Below are 18069 nucleotides of genomic sequence, written 5' to 3' on the forward strand. Positions count from 1 at the left end.
TTACCTCGCAGCCTGCATGGTGGCCCACCACGCGGCATCGGCTTCCACTTCGCCCTGCTCGTTAACGTGGGGGTAAGGCAGCCCTTTCTGTCTCGCGACGCGGGCCAGCACCGGATAGCCGCCTTCAAACAGCAGGCGCTGCTGCTCTTCCGGCGGCAGCATGCTGTTGGCGCGTTGGTACATCCCGGCGTTTTGTCGCTGCCGCTGGGCTTCATACAGGATCAGCGCCGAGGCGACGGAGACGTTCAGCGACTGCACCATGCCGATCATCGGGATAATAATGTCCTGATCGGCCAGGGCCAGCGCTTCCTGAGTGATGCCGGTTTTCTCCTGACCCATCAGGATGCAGGTTGGGCGCGTATAGTCGATTTCACGGAAATCGATGGCTTTGCCGGAAAGATGGGTGGCGAGGATTTGCATACCCTGGCCTTTGAGGTGGCCGACGGCATCTGCGATGGTACGGTGGGTTTTCACCTGCACCCAGCTGTTGCTGCCCGCGGCGGCGGAGGCCATGGTGCGCATCCGGCTGCTCGGCCAGACCGCGTGCACCTCGTGTACGCCAACGGCGTCTGCGGTCCGGATGACCGCAGAGACGTTATGGGGCTTATGGACCTGCTCCATGCAGACCGTCAGGTCAGGCTGACGCCTAGCGAGCATCTCGCAGATACGCGCATAACGCTGTGAATTCATTACACTTCATCCTTCGAATTACCTCTTTAGTCGCTGCGGATCACGCGGCCCATCCCTGGACCTCGCCCCTGACGGGGCCTGCAAGCAGCGTTCAAATCTGCTCCCGGCAGATTTGTCATTCGCTTGCTGCCTTGATGCAATTCGAATGTTTTGTCTAAAAGCTAATTTCGGTTACGGGTGACTTTAATCACGTCCGGCATGACGCGGATTTTGCGCATGATATTCGCCAGATGCACGCGGTCGCGGGCGGTCAGGCGGATAAAGGCGCTGTATACGCGGCCATCTTTCTCTTCCGTATTCAGACTCTGGATATTGGAAGAGGCGGTGTTGATCGCCGCCGTCAGGTTAGCCAGTGCGCCCTGGTGGTTAAACATATCCACCTTGATCTCCGTAATGAACTCCTGAGCGGTCTCTTTATCCCACTCAACCGCCATAAATTTCTCCGGCTCTTTCTGGTAGCCGCGGATGTTACGACAGGATTCATGATGGATAACCAGCCCTTTGCCGGGACTGACGTGGGCGATAATCGGGTCACCGGGGATCGGACGACAGCATTTGGCAAAAGTGATCAGCACGCCATCGGCGCCTTTGATCGGTAGATGGCCGTGGTTTGAGGCATTGGCCGGCACCGGAGCCGCAGCGGCTTCGCCCTGCTGCAGGTTTTTCGCCACCACCACGCTCATGGCGTTGCCCAGACCGATCTCCGCCAGCAGATCGTCAAGCGAGGCCAGCTTCATCCGGTCGAGCTCGCGCTGGATATTCTCCGGCGGGATCTCGGCGAGTTTGCGGCTACCGCCCAGCGCGTGGTTGAGCAGACGACGGCCAAGGCTGACCGAGTCATCGCGCTTGAGGTTTTTCAGCAGCTGACGGATCTTGGCGCGCGCCTTCGAGCTGACGACAAAGTTCAACCAGGCGGCATTCGGACGTGCGCCCGGCGCGGTAATAATTTCGACAGTCTGACCGCTGGAGAGCGGCTGCGACAGTGGATAGGGCTGGCGGTCGACGCGCGCGCCGACGCAGGCATGGCCGATATCGGTATGCACCGCATAGGCGAAGTCCACCGGCGTGGCGCCAGCGGGCAGTTCGACAATGCGCCCTTCCGGGGTGAAAACGTAAATCTCATCGGGGAACAGATCGGATTTAACGCTCTCAATAAATTCAAACGAGCTGCCGGCGCTCTGCTGCAGCTCCAGCAGGCTTTGCATCCAGCGCTGGGCGCGGATTTGCGCGGTGGTGCTGCTTTCGCCGCCGTGCTCTTTATAAGCCCAGTGCGCTGCGACCCCCATCTCCGCCATCTGATCCATGTCTTCGGTACGAATTTGTACCTCGACCGGGACGCCGTGGGGGCCGATCATCGAGGTGTGCAAAGACTGATAGCCGTTCGCTTTCGGAATGGCGATGTAATCTTTGAAACGACCTGGACGCGGTTTATAGAGGCTGTGCATCTGGCCAAGCACGCGGTAGCAGACATCGGCATCGTGGACGATAACGCGGAAGGCGTAGATATCCATGATCGAGTGAAAACGCTGCTCTTTGAGCACCATTTTGCAGTAGATCGAGTACAGATGCTTTTCGCGACCGCTGACGCGGCAGGGGATCCCCGCTTCCTGCAAACGCCCTTCGATTTCCGAGAGGATCTTTTGGATCATCTCTTTACGGTTGCCGCGCGCCGCTTTGACCACCTCTTTAATGACGCGGTAGCGGTTCGGGTACAGCGCCTCAAAGCCCAGCTCTTCGAGCTCAGTTTTGATGTGATGGATACCTAAACGGTGCGCCAGCGGGCTGTAGATTTCCAGCGTTTCGCGGGCGATGCGGCGGCGTTTATCCGGGCGTAGCGAGCCCAGGGTACGCATGTTGTGGGTGCGGTCGGCAAGCTTGATGAGGATGACGCGGATGTCCTGCACCATCGCCATGATCATTTTACGAAAGTTTTCGGCCTGCGCCTCTTTCTTATCGCGGAACTTGAGCTTATCAAGTTTCGATACCCCCTCTACCAGTTCGGCGACGCTTTTACCAAAAAGCTGTTCCATGTCCTGGTAGGTGGCGGGAGTATCTTCAATCACATCATGCAGCAGCGCGGCCATCAGCGTTTCGTAGTCGAGCTTCATCTCGGCCAGAATACAGGCTACCGCGACCGGGTGCGTGATATAAGGTTCACCGCTTGAACGTGTCTGACCCTCGTGAGCGTCACGTGCAACGAGATACGCCTGCCGCAGACGTTTGATCTGGTCTTCCGGCAGGTAGTTTTGAATCAGCTGATTCAGGCTTTCAAACAGATACAAGGGCGACCCGCTGTGTGATTAACGACGACCTTCAGCAATCGCGGTAACGGCTTGTAATTCAGCGGCTTCCTGCTCTTGCTGTTCCTGGCGCTCACGTACGTCGAGGATCTGGTTGTTGATCAGACCTTCTTCGATTTCGCGCAGTGCGATTACGGTGGTTTTATCGTTTTCTTCCGGTACCAGCGGATCCTTTCCGCCTACCTGCATCTGACGAGCGCGACGCGCGGCGACCAGTACCAGGTCAAAACGGTTACCAATTTTCTCTACAGCGTCCTGAACAGTTACGCGTGCCATACTTAAAATGCTCCACAGGTGAAGAAATGACTGGGCATGATACTGAATGTGGGTTCAGTCTGCCAATAGTTTGGTGATTAAAGCGCCATGTCGCTGCTTTTGGCGGCTCATGCGCAGACGTTCAGCGCGGATGATATTTTTCAGGTCGCTCAGGGCGGTGTCAAAATCATCGTTCACAATCAGGTAATCATATTCGGCGTAATGGCTCATTTCCGCAACGGCCTGGGCCATTCGTTTCGCGATCACCTCTTCGCTGTCCTGGCCGCGGCCGCGCAGGCGACGGTCCAGTTCATCTTTTGACGGCGGCAGAATAAAAATGCTGCGTGCGCCCGGCATGCTTTTACGGATCTGCTGCGCGCCCTGCCAGTCGATATCGAGAAAGACATCAACACCGGTCGCCAGCACCTGCTCGATCGCTTTACGCGACGTGCCGTAATAGTTGCCAAAGACCTCTGCATGTTCCAGAAACGCGTTTTCGCCAATCATCGAGCGGAATTCGTCGTGATTCACGAAGAAATAGTGTTCGCCGTGCACTTCACCCGGACGCGGCGCCCGCGTGGTATGGGAAACCGATACCTGGGTGTCATACAACGGTTGGGTTTTTAATAAAGCCTGAATCAGACTGGATTTACCCGCGCCGCTAGGGGCGGAAACAATATAAAGCGTGCCTTGAGCCATGAGTGTCTTTTGTATGTGGTTATCGAAAGAGGTCCTACATACGAGCCTATTATACACGTCGCCGCGGCGTGACGCAGTCCTTGTCACACTTTTTGCCGCTGTTTCTTTCATTTTGCCTGCCGTTTTCCTGAATTCGCCAGCCGTTGCTGCAACGAGGTGCAAATCCTGGAAGGCGCTTCGCAGGGTGAAAAAGCCCCCGTCGCGGTTTCCGGTATTCTGCCGCAGACTCTCCGTCAGGTGCTGAAGGAGGGAACTGCAATGCGTAAAGGAGGGGGGTGGCTGGCGATAGGGATGTTCTCTGCCAGCGCGCTGGCGACGTGCCCGGACTGGCCGCCGGCTAAAGGCAGACAGGAGATGGCACGTCTTCATCAACAGATTGAGGCCTGGAACGAGGCTTACTGGCGACAGGGCGCCAGCGAGGTGAGTGATGACGTTTACGACCAGCTCACCCAGCGCCTGACGCAGTGGCGGCAATGCTTTCCGGGCGCGACGCCTGAGGAGGACGGTCTGCCTCCACTGACCGGCGATACGCGTCATCCGGTCGCCCATACCGGCGTACGCAAGCTGGCGGATGAAGCCAGCGTGGCCCGCTGGATGAAAAATAAAACCGACCTGTGGATACAGCCTAAGGTGGACGGCGTGGCGGTAACCCTGGTCTATCGCCAGGGGCATCTGGTTCAGGCTATCAGCCGCGGGGATGGCCTGCGCGGTGAGTTGTGGACCGCCCGAGCGCGGCAGATCCCGGCGCTGGCGAAGCTGACGACCGGCGAACTGGCCAACAGCGTGCTGCAGGGGGAGCTGTTTCTGCGTCGGGAGGGGCATGTTCAGCAGCAGGCTGGCGGAATGAACGCGCGGGCAAAAGTCGCCGGGTTGATGATGCGGGCTGACGCGGCGGCGCCCCTCAGCCAGCTGGACGTTTTTATCTGGGCCTGGCCAGACGGTCCGTTGGATATGCGCCGTCGTCAGAAGCTGCTGGCGCAGGCGGGGTTTATCTACAGCGGACAATACACCCATCCGGTGACGCGTGTTGAGCAGGTGGCGGAGTGGCGCCAGCGGTGGTATCGCTCGCCGCTGCCCTTCGTCAGCGATGGCGTGATTGTGCGTGAAGAGCGCGAACCGGCGGGGCGCGTCTGGTCACCGGGAAAGGGCGAATGGCTGGCAGCCTGGAAATATCCTCCGGCATCGCGGGTGATGGAGGTGCGGGCGATCCATTTCAGTACCGGCCGCAGCGGTAGAGTCAACGTAGTGGCTGAGCTTGAGCCCCAGCGACTGGATGACAAACGCGTGCAGCGGGTTAACGTTGGCTCTGTGGCCCGCTGGCAGGCGCTGGATATTGGGGTGGGCGATCAGCTGCAGATCAGTCTGGCAGGTCAGGGTATTCCACGGATCGACGCGGTCGTCTGGCGGATGGCCGAGCGCCTTAAACCGACGCCGCCGGCGGCCAAATTCAATGCGCTAACCTGTTATTTCGCCACCCCTGAGTGCAGCGAACAGTTTCTTTCCCGGCTGGTCTGGTTGTCATCAAAGTCGGCGCTGGATATCGATGGCGTAGGGGAAAACGTATGGCGCGTCATTCAGCGGCAGCATCCGATGGAGCATCTTTTTTCCTGGCTGGCGCTCACGGCGGAGCAGCTGCAGGCGATGCCTGGGATCTCGGCCACCCGTGGGCAGCACCTCTGGCATCAGTTTGATCTTATTCGTAAACGGCCTTTTATACGCTGGGTGCTGGCGATGGGGATCCCGGCGCCCCAGGAGGCGCTGGCGCAGCCTGGAAATGAAAACTGGCGCCTCCTCACGGCAAAGAGTGAAGCGCAATGGCGCACGCTGCCGGGCGTGGGGGCGATCAGAGCCCGACAGCTGGTGGCTTTCCTGCATCACCCTGACGTGGCGGCGCTGGCGCAATGGCTTAGCGGGCAGCGCATCCCCGGGTTTTGAGGCGGTTAGTGGGCGTCGTGGGTGTAGTGGAAGACCGGTAGCCCGAGCTTCCAGCGCAGCGCCAGCATGCGGGCGGTAAAGCCGAACAGCAGCGTGGCCAGGACCACCACATCGTGGCTGCTGACGTAATGTTGCAGCGCTATATAAAGTACCGCTGCGGCAAACGAGATCCCGGCATACAGCTCTTTCTGGAAGACCAGCGGAATGCGTTTGCAGAACATATCGCGCAGTACACCGCCAAAAACGCCGGTGATGACCGCAGCAATAGAGGCGATAACCGGCCCTTCTCCCATATCCAGGGCGATTTGCGCGCCGATGATGGAAAATACGATCAGCCCCAGCGCATCCAGCACCAGGAAAAGCCGGCGCAGGTGCGGCATTACCGGGGCGGCAATTGTGGTAAGGACGGCGGCGACGGCGACAATAATGACGTATTCGGGATGCTTCACCCAGCCGAGAGGATAGTGTCCCAGCAGGATATCGCGAACGGAACCCCCGCCCAGCGCGGTCGCGGTGGCGATAATAATGACGCCGAACGTATCCATCCGCCGACGCCCGGCAGCCAGCGCTCCGGTCATAGCTTCCGCGGTGATACCGATTAAATACAGAACATGAAGCAGCATAGATCCCCCCAGACAGTGGCCGGCAGGTTAACGATTTGTGCGCAGGATCACGATTGAGATTTTCTAAAGTGAAATCGTTAGGCCAGGAAAAACTAATGCCAATATAGATTAAATTGGCTTTAATTGGCGGTTTATTTCTATTTTTTGAATTTTTAAAGATTAGAAAAAGTAATGATTTGTTCCCGATCGATTTTCTATATTGAAAACGCTACGAATACCTAATGTTTAAGTCCCGACCTTTATCCTTTTATTTTCTTTCTCGAGGAGATGAGAAAATGCGTGTCGCCGCCGGGAGCAAACATTCTCTGACTCGCCTGTTGGCCGTGGTATTAACCGGGATTCTGGCCGGTCTGTCCGGCATGGTTTTGGCACTGATTTTACACGCCATTCAGCACCTGGCTTTTGGCTACAGTTCCGGGCAGATCGTCGGTTCGGTGTCATTTTTACAGGGCGTCACGGCGTCGCCCTGGCCACGTCGCATCGCGGCAATCGTGGCCGGCGGCATCGTCGCCGGATTTGGCTGGTGGCTGCTTGGTCGCTATGGGCAGAAGCGGGTTTCCATTGCCGCGGCGGCGGCTAACCCTTCCGTCCCCATGCCCGCGGGCACCACGACGATCCACGCCCTGTTGCAGATCGTCACCGTAGCGCTGGGTTCCCCGCTTGGCCGCGAAGTGGCGCCGCGGGAAATGGGCGCGCTGGGAGGGGGGATGGTGGCGCGTAAGCTGAGCCTGCTGGAGGATGACACCCGCACGCTGATTGCCTGTGGGGCGGGCGCGGGCCTGGCGGCGGTGTATAACGTCCCGCTGGCAGGGGCGTTGTTCACCCTCGAGGTCATGCTGCTGTCGTTTAGCTGGGAAAAAACGCTGGCGGCGATAACGACCTCGGCGATTGCCGCCTGGACGGCCACCCTCGGGTTAGGGGATGAATCGCAATACCATTTTGTTTCCAGCGCGCTTCCGCACACCTTTCTCTGGTGGGCGATTCTGGTGGGCCCGATTCTGGGCGCCGGCGCCTGGCTCTTTCGCAAAGCGACCAACGCAGCGCGTTCACGCGTGCGAAGTAACTGGCAGATGCCAGTGTTCTGTCTGCTGGCGTTTTCACTTCTTGCCGTCCTGAGCCTCTGGTTCCCTGCGCTACCGGGCAATGGCAAGGGGCCGATGCAGCTGGCGCTCAGCGACGGGCTGCCTCTCTCCATGGTCGCGATCCTGTTAGGGCTGAAGATGGTGGTGATCCTGGCGGTGCTGCGCGGCGGCGCGGAGGGCGGGTTGCTAACCCCGGGGCTGGCGGTGGGCGGGCTGGCCAGCCTGCTGCTCTGCGCGCTCTGGCAATCAGGGTTCCCCGGCGGAGATGAAAGTAGTTTCGCCCTGGTGGGAGCAGCCGCTTTTCTCGCCGCCTCCATGCAGATGCCGCTGACGGCGGTGGTGCTGGTGATGGAATTCACCCACATGGATCACAGCTATCTGGCCCCGACGCTGCTGTGCGCGGCAGGGGCGTTTTTGACCTGCCGGGTACTGGATAAGAAATATTGCTTTTGAAATGGATGAAAAAAGGCCGGTAAACCGGCCTTCAGAAAGGTATCTGAGATTACTCGATATTCTGGATCTGCTCGCGCATTTGCTCGATCAGCACTTTCAGCTCAATCGCGGAGTTGGTGACCTCGGCATTGATCGATTTTGACGCCAGGGTGTTCGACTCACGGTTGAACTCCTGCATCATAAAGTCGAGACGGCGACCCACGGCCTCTTTCTTTTTCAGAATGTTGTAGGTCTCTTTCACGTGGGCTTCGAGGCGGTCCAGCTCTTCGGCAACGTCGATACGCTGCGCCATCAGCACCAGCTCTTGCTCGAGACGGTTATTCTCCAGCTGCACTTCCGCATCCTCCAGCTTGGCGACCAGACGCTCGCGCTGCCACTGGAGAATTTCCGGCATATGAGCGCGAACTTTCGCCACTTCGCCGCTCACGCCTTCAAGACGCTGCTCGATAAGCGTTTTCAGCGCCTGGCCTTCCGTTTCGCGAGCGACGATGAAGTCATCCAGCGCGCCGTCAAGGGCTGCCAGAATGTCGGCGGCGATGGCGTCAAGATCCTGCTCTTTGGCGGCCATCACGCCCGGCCAGCGCAGGATATCAACCGGATTGATTTCCCCTTCATCGCTCTGCATTTTCACCCAGTTGGCAGCGTTAACCAGCTGTTTAGCCAGCTTTTCGTTGAGAATGAGTTCGCCCTGAGCGCTGGGGTCTTGTTCAAAACGCAGGGTGCACTCGACTTTACCGCGAGTCAGGCGGGCGCGAATGCGCTCGCGTACCACGGGCTCCAGGCTACGGAACTGCTCCGGCAGGCGGAAGTACGTTTCCAGATAGCGCTGGTTTACCGAGCGCAGCTCCCATGCGGCGCTACCCCAGTCACCCTTGATTTCACGGCGGGCATAGGCGGTCATACTGCGGATCATAGTCGTTCCTGTTTTTAAAGGAGAGTGGGGAGGATTATAGCTTTCGAGGCCTTATCAGGATAGGAATAAGCGCCTTTAATCCGTATAATGCGCAGCCACATTCGTTTCAAGCCGGAGATTTCTATCATGCGTCCAGCAGGTCGTAGCGCCAACCAGGTGCGCCCCGTCACCCTGACCCGTAATTACACAAAACACGCTGAAGGCTCTGTGCTGGTTGAATTCGGTGATACCAAAGTGCTGTGCACCGCCTCCATTGACGAAGGCGTTCCGCGTTTCCTGAAAGGACAGGGACAGGGGTGGATCACCGCTGAATATGGCATGCTGCCGCGTTCAACGCACACGCGTAACGCGCGTGAAGCGGCAAAAGGCAAGCAGGGCGGCCGGACGATGGAAATTCAGCGCCTGATCGCCCGTGCGCTGCGCGCGGCGGTTGATCTGAAAGCGCTGGGCGAATTTACTATCACCCTCGACTGCGATGTGCTGCAGGCCGACGGCGGCACCCGCACCGCGTCTATTACCGGTGCCTGCGTGGCGCTGGCCGACGCGCTGAATAAGCTGGTGGCGGCCGGCAAGCTGAAAACTAACCCGATGAAAGGGATGGTGGCGGCGGTCTCTGTTGGGATCGTTAATGGCGAAGCCATCTGCGATCTGGAGTACATCGAAGACTCTGCCGCGGAAACCGACATGAACGTGGTGATGACCGAAGATGGTCGCATCATTGAGGTGCAGGGTACGGCAGAAGGCGAGCCGTTCACCCATGAAGAGCTCCTCACTCTCCTGGCGTTAGCCCGAGGGGGGATCGAATCCATTATTACGACGCAGAAGGCGGCGTTAGCAGATTAGTTTTTAAGGCGACTGAGAAGTCGCCTTTTTTTGGACCGTAAAAAAGTAAGATGAGGAGCGAATCCATGAAGCCGTATCAGCGCCAGTTTATTGAGTTTGCGCTTAGCAAGCAGGTTCTTAAGTTTGGCGAGTTTACGCTGAAATCCGGGCGTAAGAGCCCCTATTTCTTTAACGCCGGCCTGTTTAACACCGGGCGCGATCTGGCTCTGCTGGGCCGTTTTTATGCCGAGGCGCTGGTGGATTCCGGGATTGAGTTCGACCTGCTGTTTGGCCCGGCCTACAAAGGGATCCCGATCGCCACCACCACCGCGGTGGCGTTAGCCGAACACCATGACCGCGACCTGCCTTACTGCTTTAACCGTAAAGAGGCAAAGACTCACGGCGAAGGCGGCAATCTGGTCGGTAGTCCACTGCAAGGGCGGGTCATGCTGGTGGATGACGTGATCACCGCCGGTACGGCGATTCGCGAATCCATGGAGATCATCCAGGCCAACGGCGCGCAGCTGGCGGGCGTGCTGATCTCCCTGGATCGTCAGGAGCGCGGCCGCGGTGAAATCTCCGCCATTCAGGAAGTGGAGCGGGATTACGGCTGCCAGGTTATCTCGATCGTAACCCTGAAAGAGCTGATCGCTTATCTGGAAGAGAAACCGGAGATGGCGGAACACTTGGCCGCCGTTCGCGCTTATCGCGAAGCCTACGGCGTGTAACGAAAAAGCCCGGTAAGCAGAGCGCTACCGGGCAATGCAAAGAAAACTACTGCAGCTGTGCGGCGACCAGCGGCCAGCGGGCGTCGAAATCATCCGTCGGACGGTATTTGAACTCGCTGCGCACAAAGCGCGACAGCATGCCCTCGCAGAAGGCGAGCAGCTGGCTGGCCAGCAGCGTTTCGTCGAGCGTGTAGCCTTCGCCTTCGCGCATTTTTTTCTCGCGCATCACCTGACGCAGCTGCACTTCGATGCGTTCAAAAAGCTGGTTGATACGGCCCTGCAGCCGGTCCTGTTCGAACATCAGCGCGTGTCCGGTGAGGATGCGCGTCAGCCCAGGATTACGCTCGCCAAACCCAAGAATCAACAGAACAATCAGGCGCAGGCGCGCGGACGTGTCCTTCTCATCTTTCAGAATCAAATTGATGCGCGTAATCAGACTGTCTTCAATGAACTCGATCAGGCTGTCAAACATGCGGGTTTTGCTGGGAAAATGGCGATACAGCGCGGCTTCAGAAACGCCGACGGAAGCCGCCAGTTTCGCGGTGGTAATACGTTGGCTACCATCGCTGGATTCCAGCATTAGCGCCAGAGATTGAAGTATTTCTTCGCGACGATTCCGTTTCGCAGTTTGCTTTTCTGCCATGTTTTAAAATACCCCTGAAAATAAGCACTTGTCAGGCAGACATCCACAACGCGACCGCAAACCAGAGTTTGCGGTGATGTTATTGCATTATGCGCGTTGGGATGCAGATTCCGTGTTGCTGGGCTTATTTACGCCCTGAGTGACCGAAGCCGCCTTCGCCGCGGTCGGTGGCATCGAAAGATTCCACCAGGTTAAATTCCGCCTGCACGACCGGCACAAAGACCATCTGCGCGATACGTTCGCCCGGCTCGATAATAAAGCTCTGCTGACCGCGGTTCCAGACGGACACCATCAGCTGCCCCTGGTAATCGGAGTCGATAAGGCCCACCAGGTTGCCCAGCACCACGCCGTGCTTATGACCCAGGCCCGAGCGCGGCAGGATCACCGCCGCCAGAGAGGGATCGGCGATATGAATCGCAAGGCCGGTCGGCAACAGCGTGGTTGCGCCCGGCGCCAGCTCTACGGCGTCGTCGAGACAGGCTCGCAGGTCAAGTCCGGCGGAGCCGGAGGTGGCATAGGTCGGCAGCGGAAATTGCTGGCCGACACGCGGGTCCAGAATCTTAACGTCGATTTTTTTCATCATAACGGGTCACGATCTCGTCGAGTAATAATTGGCCCAGGAGTTCCTTGCGCTCAAGTGGTAAGCGCTTTTCCCCATCCTGCCAGAAAAGGTGTAATGCGTTGCTATCGCTGTTAAATCCCTGATTAGGCTGGGAAACATCGTTGGCGCAAATCAGGTCGAGGTTTTTGCGGGCACGTTTTTGCCGCGCATATTCTTCCACATTATTCGTTTCGGCGGCAAACCCAACGACGTAGGGGCGATGCGATTTTAGCGCTGCAACCCCGGCGACGATATCCGGGTTTTTAACCATTTTTATTGTTAATTCATCACCTTGTTTTTTTATTTTATCTTCGGCGATGGCGGCGGCGCGGTAATCCGCCACCGCGGCGCAGCCAATAAAAATGTGCTGCTGCTGAGCGCTGGCCTGGACGGCCGCTTCCATTTCCAGCGCGGTAGTGACATCAATGCGCTGCACAAAGGGCGGTGTCGGTAGCGATACCGGTCCGCTGACCAGGGTCACGTTCGCGCCGCGCTGTGCGGCGGCGGCGGCAATCGCGAAGCCCATCTTACCGGAGCTGTGGTTTGAGATGTAACGCACCGGATCCAACGGCTCACGGGTCGGGCCCGCGGTAATCATGAGGTTGAGATGTTGCAAATCTTTGACAGGGGAGGCGAAATGCTGTGCAACCATCTCCACGATGGTTAACGGATCGAGCATTCGCCCCGGGCCGACGTCGCCGCAGGCCTGGCTACCGCTGTCCGGTCCCCACAGCAGCAGGCCGCGGGAAGCGAGCGTCTGCAGATTATGCTGGGTGGCCTGCGCGCGATACATCTGCTGGTTCATGGCGGGCAAGACGGCAACCGGGGAAGGGGTGGCGAGACAGATCGTCGACACCAAATCATTGGCCATGCCTGCCGCCACGCGGGCGATCAAATCGGCGGTCGCCGGGGCGAGGATCACCAGGTCGGCCCATTTTCCGAGCTCAATATGGCCCATGGCCGCTTCCGCCGCCGGATCGAGCAGGCTGTCGGAAACCGGATAGCCGGATACCGCCTGCAGGCTGAGTGGGGTGATGAACGCTTTTGCCGCCTCCGTCATTGCGACACGCACTTCCGCGCCGCGTTCACGTAGTCGCCGTACCAGTTCCGGGGTTTTATACGCCGCGATACCGCCGCTGACGCCCAGGACGATTTTTTTACCCGCCAGAGTCATCATGATGTATTCCTGTTGCCGTAGACCAGAATCCGCGCATCTTATCACAATCCTGCCGCCGTCGTGCCTCTGACGGGCATTCACTTTGCGAGCGGCTACGCAGGGTGAAAAGCGGCGGGTCGGCAGCGTCGTCAGGTTGTGCCAGGATAGGCTGATTCACGCAGGAGGGCGCATGGACGGAACGGAAAATCTGATGCCACGGGAGAAGATGCTGCAATTCGGCATCGAGGCGCTGACGGATGTTGAGCTACTGGCGCTGTTTCTGCGCATTGGCACACGCCGTCAGGATGTGCTGAGCTACGCCCAGGCGTTATTGCAGCGTTTTGGTTCGCTCTACGCTCTGCTTTCCGCTGATAAAGCGCAACTGGTTGCCGTTGACGGGCTGGGGCTGGCGAAATATGCGCAACTGAAGGGGATTGCCGAGCTGGCGCGGCGCTATTTTAGCTCGCAACTGGTTGAGGAGGCCGCGCTGGTCACCCCCTCGATGACGCGGGAATTTTTGCAAAGCCAGCTGACGGAAGAGGAGCGCGAGATCTTTATGGTGATCTTTTTAGATAATCAGAACCGCGTGTTGAAACATAGCCGCCTTTTTTCTGGTACTCTTAGCCACGTTGAGGTGCATCCGCGAGAAATTGTACGCGAAGCCATCAAAGTGAACGCCGCCGCCGTGATCCTTGCGCATAATCATCCCTCCGGTAGTCCGGAGCCGAGTCAGGCTGACAGGCTGATTACCGAAAGGGTGGTAAAGTGTTGTCGATTCATGGAGATACGTGTGCTTGACCATCTGGTTATCGGCCGCGGTGCGTATGTATCTTTTGCCGAACGTGGCTGGATTTAGCCCCGAACTGGCGATCCTTCGGGATCTTTGTCTGTTCGGGACTTGAGCACATCGCCGAGTCAGCGTATACTACGCCACCTTTGAGAATCTCGGGTTTGGCATTTGGGCCTGGCAGTCGAGAGTTCACATTGAACTGCGATGACCAGGCTGTAAAGCCTGACGAGGCGCCAATACCCCATACGAAGCTCGAGCTAATTTGATTTTTGGAGAATAGACATGTCCCGAGTCTGCCAAGTTACTGGCAAGCGTCCGGTGACCGGTAACAACCGTTCCCACGCACTGAACGCGACTAAACGCCGTTTCCTGCCGAACCTGCACTCTCACCGTTTCTGGGTTGAGAGCGAGAAGCGTTTTGTCACCCTGCGCGTATCTGCTAAAGGTATGCGTGTAATCGATAAGAAAGGCATCGATACAGTTCTGGCTGAACTGCGTGCCCGTGGCGAAAAGTACTAAGTACTTAGAGGAAATAAATCATGGCTAAAGGTATTCGTGAGAAAATCAAGCTGGTTTCTTCCGCTGGTACTGGTCACTTCTACACCACCACGAAGAACAAACGTACCAAACCGGAAAAAATGGAACTGAAAAAGTACGATCCGGTTGTACGTCAGCACGTTATCTACAAAGAAGCTAAAATCAAATAATTTTAGCCTCCTTGTATAAAAACCCCGCTCCGGCGGGGTTTTTTGTTTTTAAAACTCCCCCATATTGCTTTCACACACTCCCTTTTCAGCCACCTGTCCGTGAAGCACAATACGCCGGGTAAATGGAGGAAAATCATGCCTGAATTACCAGAGGTGGAAACCAGCCGTCGCGGCATTGAGCCGCACCTGGTTGGCGCCACCATTCTGCACGCCGTCGTGCGCAACGGACGGTTGCGCTGGCCGGTTTCCGAAGAGATTTATCGCCTGAGCGACGTTCCGGTGCTCAGCGTGCGACGTCGCGCCAAATATTTGCTTCTGGAACTCCCGGACGGCTGGATCATCGTCCATCTTGGGATGTCCGGGAGCCTGCGCATCCTGAGCGAAGAGCTGCCTGCGGGAAAACACGATCACGTTGATCTGGTTATGAGTAACGGTAAAGTTCTGCGCTATACCGATCCGCGCCGCTTTGGCGCCTGGCTATGGACCAAAGAGCTGGAAGGCCACCCGGTGCTGGCGCATCTGGGGCCGGAACCGCTAAGCGATGCCTTCAACGCCGACTATCTCCAGCAGAAATGCGCGAAGAAGAAAATCGCGATCAAACCCTGGCTGATGGATAACAAGCTGGTGGTGGGCGTCGGCAATATCTACGCCAGTGAATCGCTGTTCTCCGCCGGGATCCACCCTGACAGGCTGGCGTCCTCGCTGTCGCGGGACGAGTGCGAGCAGTTGGTGAAGGTGATTAAGCTGGTCCTGCTGCGCTCGATAGAGCAGGGCGGCACCACGCTGAAGGACTTCCTGCAAAGCGATGGCAAGCCCGGTTATTTTGCCCAGGAGCTACAGGTCTATGGCCGCAAGGGCGAACCCTGCCGGATCTGCGGCACGCCGGTCGTCGGGACCAAACATGCCCAGCGGGCGACCTTTTATTGCCGCCAGTGTCAGAAATAGTCACCGGAACAGGAATGATTGTCGGCCAGGTCAGCGAAACTGCGGGTGCGCATCTGGCGGACCCGGGGCGTTTGTAGGCCAGGTAAGCGCAGCGCCACCTGGCATCAAGACAGAGACAGAGCCGGTGTGGATGGCCCAGCAGCGCAGCGCCAGCCCGCGTGGCTCACGCCCCAGCAGATGCGTTACTTCAGCTTATTCAACAGCGCCTGGTGGACGTTGGCTGGCAGGAAATGAGAGACATCGCCCTGGTGGCGCGCGACTTCCTTCACCAGCGAAGAGGAGATAAACGACCACTCTTTGCACGGCATCAGGAACACGCTCTCAAGGGTGGGCATCAGATGGCGGTTCATATGGGCCAGCTGCATCTCATACTCGAAATCCGCCACCGCCCGCAGGCCGCGGATCAGGATATTGGCCTGCTGCGCGCGCGCGAAGCTGGCCATCAGGTCGCTGAAGCCGACCACCTGCACGTTCACCAGGTGGGCCGTCGCCTGCTCCGCCAGCGCAATGCGTTCATCAAGGCTGAACATCGGCTTTTTGCTTGGGCTGGCGGCGATAGCCAGCACCACTTTATCGAACATACTCGCCGCGCGGGTGACAATATCGATATGGCCATTGGTGATGGGATCGAAGGTACCCGGATAGATCGCTTTTGTGCTCATGATGACTCTTTCTCCGAGTAGCCGTGGCTCAGCGCCCACAGCTCGGTATATTTTGTAAACGTATACTGCGCGTTGACCATCGCCAGTAACCAGCCCTGCTTACCGTCCAGCACCCCACCGCGCAGCAGCAGCGTTTTCAGGAACGCCCCCAGCGTATGGCTGAATATCCCCGCCATCGAGGTCTTCTTGCCCTTCTGATGGCGTTCCAGCGCCCACGCGGCGGCATACGCCAGCTGTTTTTGCTGGAAGCCAGCGAAGTCGCGGCACGTCAGATGCAGGAGATCGCCGGTCAACGGAATGACCTCGGCGCCTAGGCTATCCAGCGATTCATGGACCAGATTATCGTTATAGCGGTAACGGGCGCGTTCGTACAGGCGCAGGACGCGATCGGGGTACCAACCGCTGTGGCGCATAAAGCGTCCGAGAAAATAGTTACGCCGGGCGATGCTGTAGATGGCGCCGCGCTGCGGGGCTTCCAGTACCTTAAGAATAGCCTGCCTGAGTTCTGGCGTGACGCGCTCATCGGTATCGATCATCAACACCCAGTCGCCGGTGGCGTAGTCCTGCGCGCGCTGGCGCTGAATGCCATAGCCTCGCCAGTCGGTATGGGTATAGACCTGCGCCCCGAGGCGGCGAGCCAGCTCGACGGTGCTGTCAGTACTGCCGGAGTCGAGGACGATAATTTCATCCGCCCAGCTAACGGAGTCCAGACAATCCGGCAGCAGGTCCGCTGCGTTTTTGGCGATCATCACCACGGAAAGCCGGTTAGACATTAATGACTCCGCTGCGGCAGGTAAGGTTGCAGTAACTGTAGCAGACGCGACAGCGCGCCCTGGTTCTGGTGCAGCACTTCCACCGCGTGACGGCCATACCACAGGCGGTAGTCTTCATCGGTCAGGAGCGTGGAAACCTCTTTGACCAGCGAGTTCGCGTCGGTGACGGTGATCAGGCCATCGTCCTGCTGCAGCTTGGCGCAGATATCTTTGAAATTGAAGGTATGCGGCCCCATCAGCACCGGAATGGCGTGCGCCGCCGGCTCGAGCGGATTATGGCCGCCGCGCTCCACCAGGCTGCCGCCGACGAAAGCGAGGTCGGCAATGCCGTAGAGCAGCATCAGTTCGCCCATGGTATCGCCAATAACCACCTGGGTACTGGAGGAGGGGATCTCGCCGGTGCTGCGTAGAGTGAAGCTCATTCCGGCTTTTTGCACCATGTCGCGGGCGTCAGGGAAGCGCTCCGGATGGCGGGGAACAAGGATCAGCAGCAGGTTCGGAAAGGTCTCCAGCAGCTTTTTATGCGCCTGGAGGATAATTTGCTCTTCGCCATCGTGGGTGCTGGTGGCAATCCAGACTTTGCGGTGCGGCGCCCATTGCCGACGCAGCGTCACCGCGCGCGCCGCCAGCTCTGGCGTAACGGAGATATCGAATTTCAGGCTGCCGGTGACCGCCAGCTGATTGCGCTTCAGTCCCAGCGCGAGGAAGCGGTTGCCATCTTCTTCATTCTGCGCGGCGATAAGCGTAATACGGCTCAACAGGCGGCGCATAAAGCCGCCCAGTTTGGCATAGCCTTTGGCGGAACGTTCGGACAGGCGGGCGTTGGCAATCACCAGCGGGATCTTACGCTTATGCAGCGCGGCCACCATGTTCGGCCACAGCTCGGTCTCCATGACGATCACCAGCTTCGGCTGAACGGTGTCCAGGAAGCGGTTCATAGCGCCGGGCAGATCGTAGGGCAGATAGACGTGATGGACATCTTTGCCGAAGGCCGACATGGCGCGCTCGGAGCCGGTCGGCGTCATGGTGGTGACGGTGATCGGCAGAGAAGGGTAGCGGTGGCGCAGGGCGCGAACCAGCGGAATGGCGGCTAAGGTCTCGCCGACGGAAACGGAGTGCAGCAGAATGCCATCCGGCTCTACCTTGTTCTGACAGAAGCCATAGCGTTCCGCCCAGCGTTTACGGTAGGCAGGAGCCTTACGACTGCGCAGCAGCAGCCGCAGCCACACCAGCGGCTGAATAAGGTAAAGTAGGGTGGTATAAAGCAATTCCAAACTATTTATCCGTTCTCT

20 protein-coding genes are annotated in these 18069 nt (G+C 58.2%); 8 read left to right on the top strand and 12 right to left on the bottom strand.

The genetic code is table 11. The annotated features are described in order from the left end of the window. From trmH to gmk, 4 genes are all read right to left on the bottom strand, one after another. Positions 1–690, bottom strand: coding sequence for a tRNA (guanosine(18)-2'-O)-methyltransferase TrmH (gene trmH, locus ACQUTP_RS15480; protein WP_023319341.1), 690 nt, complete (start codon positions 688–690; stop codon positions 1–3). A 161-nt stretch (positions 691–851) separates the two neighbouring features. Beyond that, positions 852–2972: a bifunctional GTP diphosphokinase/guanosine-3',5'-bis pyrophosphate 3'-pyrophosphohydrolase gene (gene spoT / locus ACQUTP_RS15485; RefSeq protein WP_004205080.1), complete on the bottom strand. Its 2121-nt coding sequence runs from the start codon at positions 2970–2972 to the stop codon at positions 852–854. A gap of 18 nt (positions 2973–2990) precedes the next feature. Beyond that, entirely contained in the window at positions 2991–3266 is a 276-nt protein-coding gene (gene rpoZ / locus ACQUTP_RS15490; protein ID WP_000135058.1) for a DNA-directed RNA polymerase subunit omega, read from the bottom strand. Between the two features lie 54 nt (positions 3267–3320). Beyond that, the gene (gene gmk / locus ACQUTP_RS15495; protein ID WP_002922664.1) at positions 3321–3944 is read right to left on the bottom strand and encodes a guanylate kinase; all 624 of its coding nucleotides are present in this window, start codon (positions 3942–3944) and stop codon (positions 3321–3323) included. A 258-nt stretch (positions 3945–4202) separates the two neighbouring features. Here gmk and ligB point away from each other — a divergent pair, with 258 nt between their 5' ends. Then, positions 4203–5879: an NAD-dependent DNA ligase LigB gene (gene ligB / locus ACQUTP_RS15500; protein ID WP_085846741.1), complete on the top strand. Its 1677-nt coding sequence runs from the start codon at positions 4203–4205 to the stop codon at positions 5877–5879. A 5-nt stretch (positions 5880–5884) separates the two neighbouring features. Here the strand turns inward: ligB and ACQUTP_RS15505 are convergent, their stop codons facing one another. Further along, positions 5885–6502: a trimeric intracellular cation channel family protein gene (locus ACQUTP_RS15505; protein ID WP_002922654.1), complete on the bottom strand. Its 618-nt coding sequence runs from the start codon at positions 6500–6502 to the stop codon at positions 5885–5887. Positions 6503–6777: 275 nt separating this feature from the next. Here ACQUTP_RS15505 and ACQUTP_RS15510 point away from each other — a divergent pair, with 275 nt between their 5' ends. Then, positions 6778–8037 carry a chloride channel protein gene (locus ACQUTP_RS15510; protein WP_285756169.1) on the top strand — a complete coding sequence of 420 codons (1260 nt, stop codon included), beginning with the start codon at positions 6778–6780 and terminating at the stop codon, positions 8035–8037. 49 nt (positions 8038–8086) lie between these two features. On the opposite strand, the gene ACQUTP_RS15515 is transcribed toward ACQUTP_RS15510, so the two are convergent. Then, positions 8087–8950, bottom strand: a complete 864-nt coding sequence (locus ACQUTP_RS15515) for a YicC/YloC family endoribonuclease (RefSeq protein ID WP_004205076.1) — start codon at positions 8948–8950, stop codon at positions 8087–8089. 126 nt (positions 8951–9076) lie between these two features. On the opposite strand from ACQUTP_RS15515, the gene rph reads away from it, so the two are divergent. Next, positions 9077–9793, top strand: a complete 717-nt coding sequence (gene rph / locus ACQUTP_RS15520; protein ID WP_023319338.1) for a ribonuclease PH — start codon at positions 9077–9079, stop codon at positions 9791–9793. Between the two features lie 65 nt (positions 9794–9858). Continuing rightward, positions 9859–10500, top strand: coding sequence for an orotate phosphoribosyltransferase (gene pyrE / locus ACQUTP_RS15525; RefSeq protein ID WP_004205073.1), 642 nt, complete (start codon positions 9859–9861; stop codon positions 10498–10500). 46 nt (positions 10501–10546) lie between these two features. Here the strand turns inward: pyrE and slmA are convergent, their stop codons facing one another. The 3 genes from slmA to coaBC all read right to left on the bottom strand — a co-directional run bounded on the left by slmA (position 10547) and on the right by coaBC (position 12918). Then, entirely contained in the window at positions 10547–11143 is a 597-nt protein-coding gene (gene slmA, locus ACQUTP_RS15530) for a nucleoid occlusion factor SlmA (RefSeq protein ID WP_004205072.1), read from the bottom strand. Positions 11144–11267: 124 nt separating this feature from the next. Next, complete coding sequence (gene dut / locus ACQUTP_RS15535; RefSeq protein WP_004145270.1) at positions 11268–11726, bottom strand: dUTP diphosphatase; 459 nt, start codon at positions 11724–11726, stop codon at positions 11268–11270. Continuing rightward, positions 11704–12918, bottom strand: a complete 1215-nt coding sequence (gene coaBC, locus ACQUTP_RS15540; protein WP_004205070.1) for a bifunctional phosphopantothenoylcysteine decarboxylase/phosphopantothenate--cysteine ligase CoaBC — start codon at positions 12916–12918, stop codon at positions 11704–11706. The genes dut and coaBC overlap by 23 nt, the downstream gene beginning before the upstream one ends. A gap of 172 nt (positions 12919–13090) precedes the next feature. Between coaBC and radC the strand changes: the two genes are divergently transcribed. The 4 genes from radC to mutM all read left to right on the top strand — a co-directional run bounded on the left by radC (position 13091) and on the right by mutM (position 15342). Beyond that, on the top strand, positions 13091–13756 hold the full coding sequence (gene radC / locus ACQUTP_RS15545; protein ID WP_017900054.1) for a RadC family protein: 666 nt from the start codon (positions 13091–13093) through the stop codon (positions 13754–13756). Positions 13757–13972: 216 nt separating this feature from the next. Continuing rightward, a complete protein-coding gene (gene rpmB, locus ACQUTP_RS15550; protein WP_000091955.1) occupies positions 13973–14209 on the top strand; it encodes a 50S ribosomal protein L28 in 237 nt (78 codons plus the stop codon). Between the two features lie 20 nt (positions 14210–14229). Continuing rightward, complete coding sequence (gene rpmG / locus ACQUTP_RS15555) at positions 14230–14397, top strand: 50S ribosomal protein L33 (protein WP_002922510.1); 168 nt, start codon at positions 14230–14232, stop codon at positions 14395–14397. 135 nt (positions 14398–14532) lie between these two features. Then, positions 14533–15342: a bifunctional DNA-formamidopyrimidine glycosylase/DNA-(apurinic or apyrimidinic site) lyase gene (gene mutM / locus ACQUTP_RS15560; protein ID WP_222690101.1), complete on the top strand. Its 810-nt coding sequence runs from the start codon at positions 14533–14535 to the stop codon at positions 15340–15342. 182 nt (positions 15343–15524) lie between these two features. Here the strand turns inward: mutM and coaD are convergent, their stop codons facing one another. The 3 genes from coaD to waaA are packed head-to-tail and all read right to left on the bottom strand — an operon-like array spanning position 15525 to position 18051. Further along, on the bottom strand, positions 15525–16004 hold the full coding sequence (coaD, locus tag ACQUTP_RS15565) for a pantetheine-phosphate adenylyltransferase (protein ID WP_004205067.1): 480 nt from the start codon (positions 16002–16004) through the stop codon (positions 15525–15527). Then, entirely contained in the window at positions 16001–16777 is a 777-nt protein-coding gene (locus ACQUTP_RS15570; RefSeq protein ID WP_023319330.1) for a glycosyltransferase family 2 protein, read from the bottom strand. Before ACQUTP_RS15570 ends, coaD begins: the two co-directional genes overlap by 4 nt. Then, the gene (gene waaA / locus ACQUTP_RS15575) at positions 16777–18051 is read right to left on the bottom strand and encodes a lipid IV(A) 3-deoxy-D-manno-octulosonic acid transferase (protein ID WP_004205065.1); all 1275 of its coding nucleotides are present in this window, start codon (positions 18049–18051) and stop codon (positions 16777–16779) included. Before waaA ends, ACQUTP_RS15570 begins: the two co-directional genes overlap by 1 nt. Positions 18052–18069: the final 18 nt, after the last annotated feature.

Origin of the sequence: Klebsiella sp. 2-CIP_Kleb., assembly GCF_050378715.1 — a bacterium.
GTDB classification, from domain to species: Bacteria; Pseudomonadota; Gammaproteobacteria; order Enterobacterales; family Enterobacteriaceae; genus Klebsiella; species Klebsiella quasipneumoniae.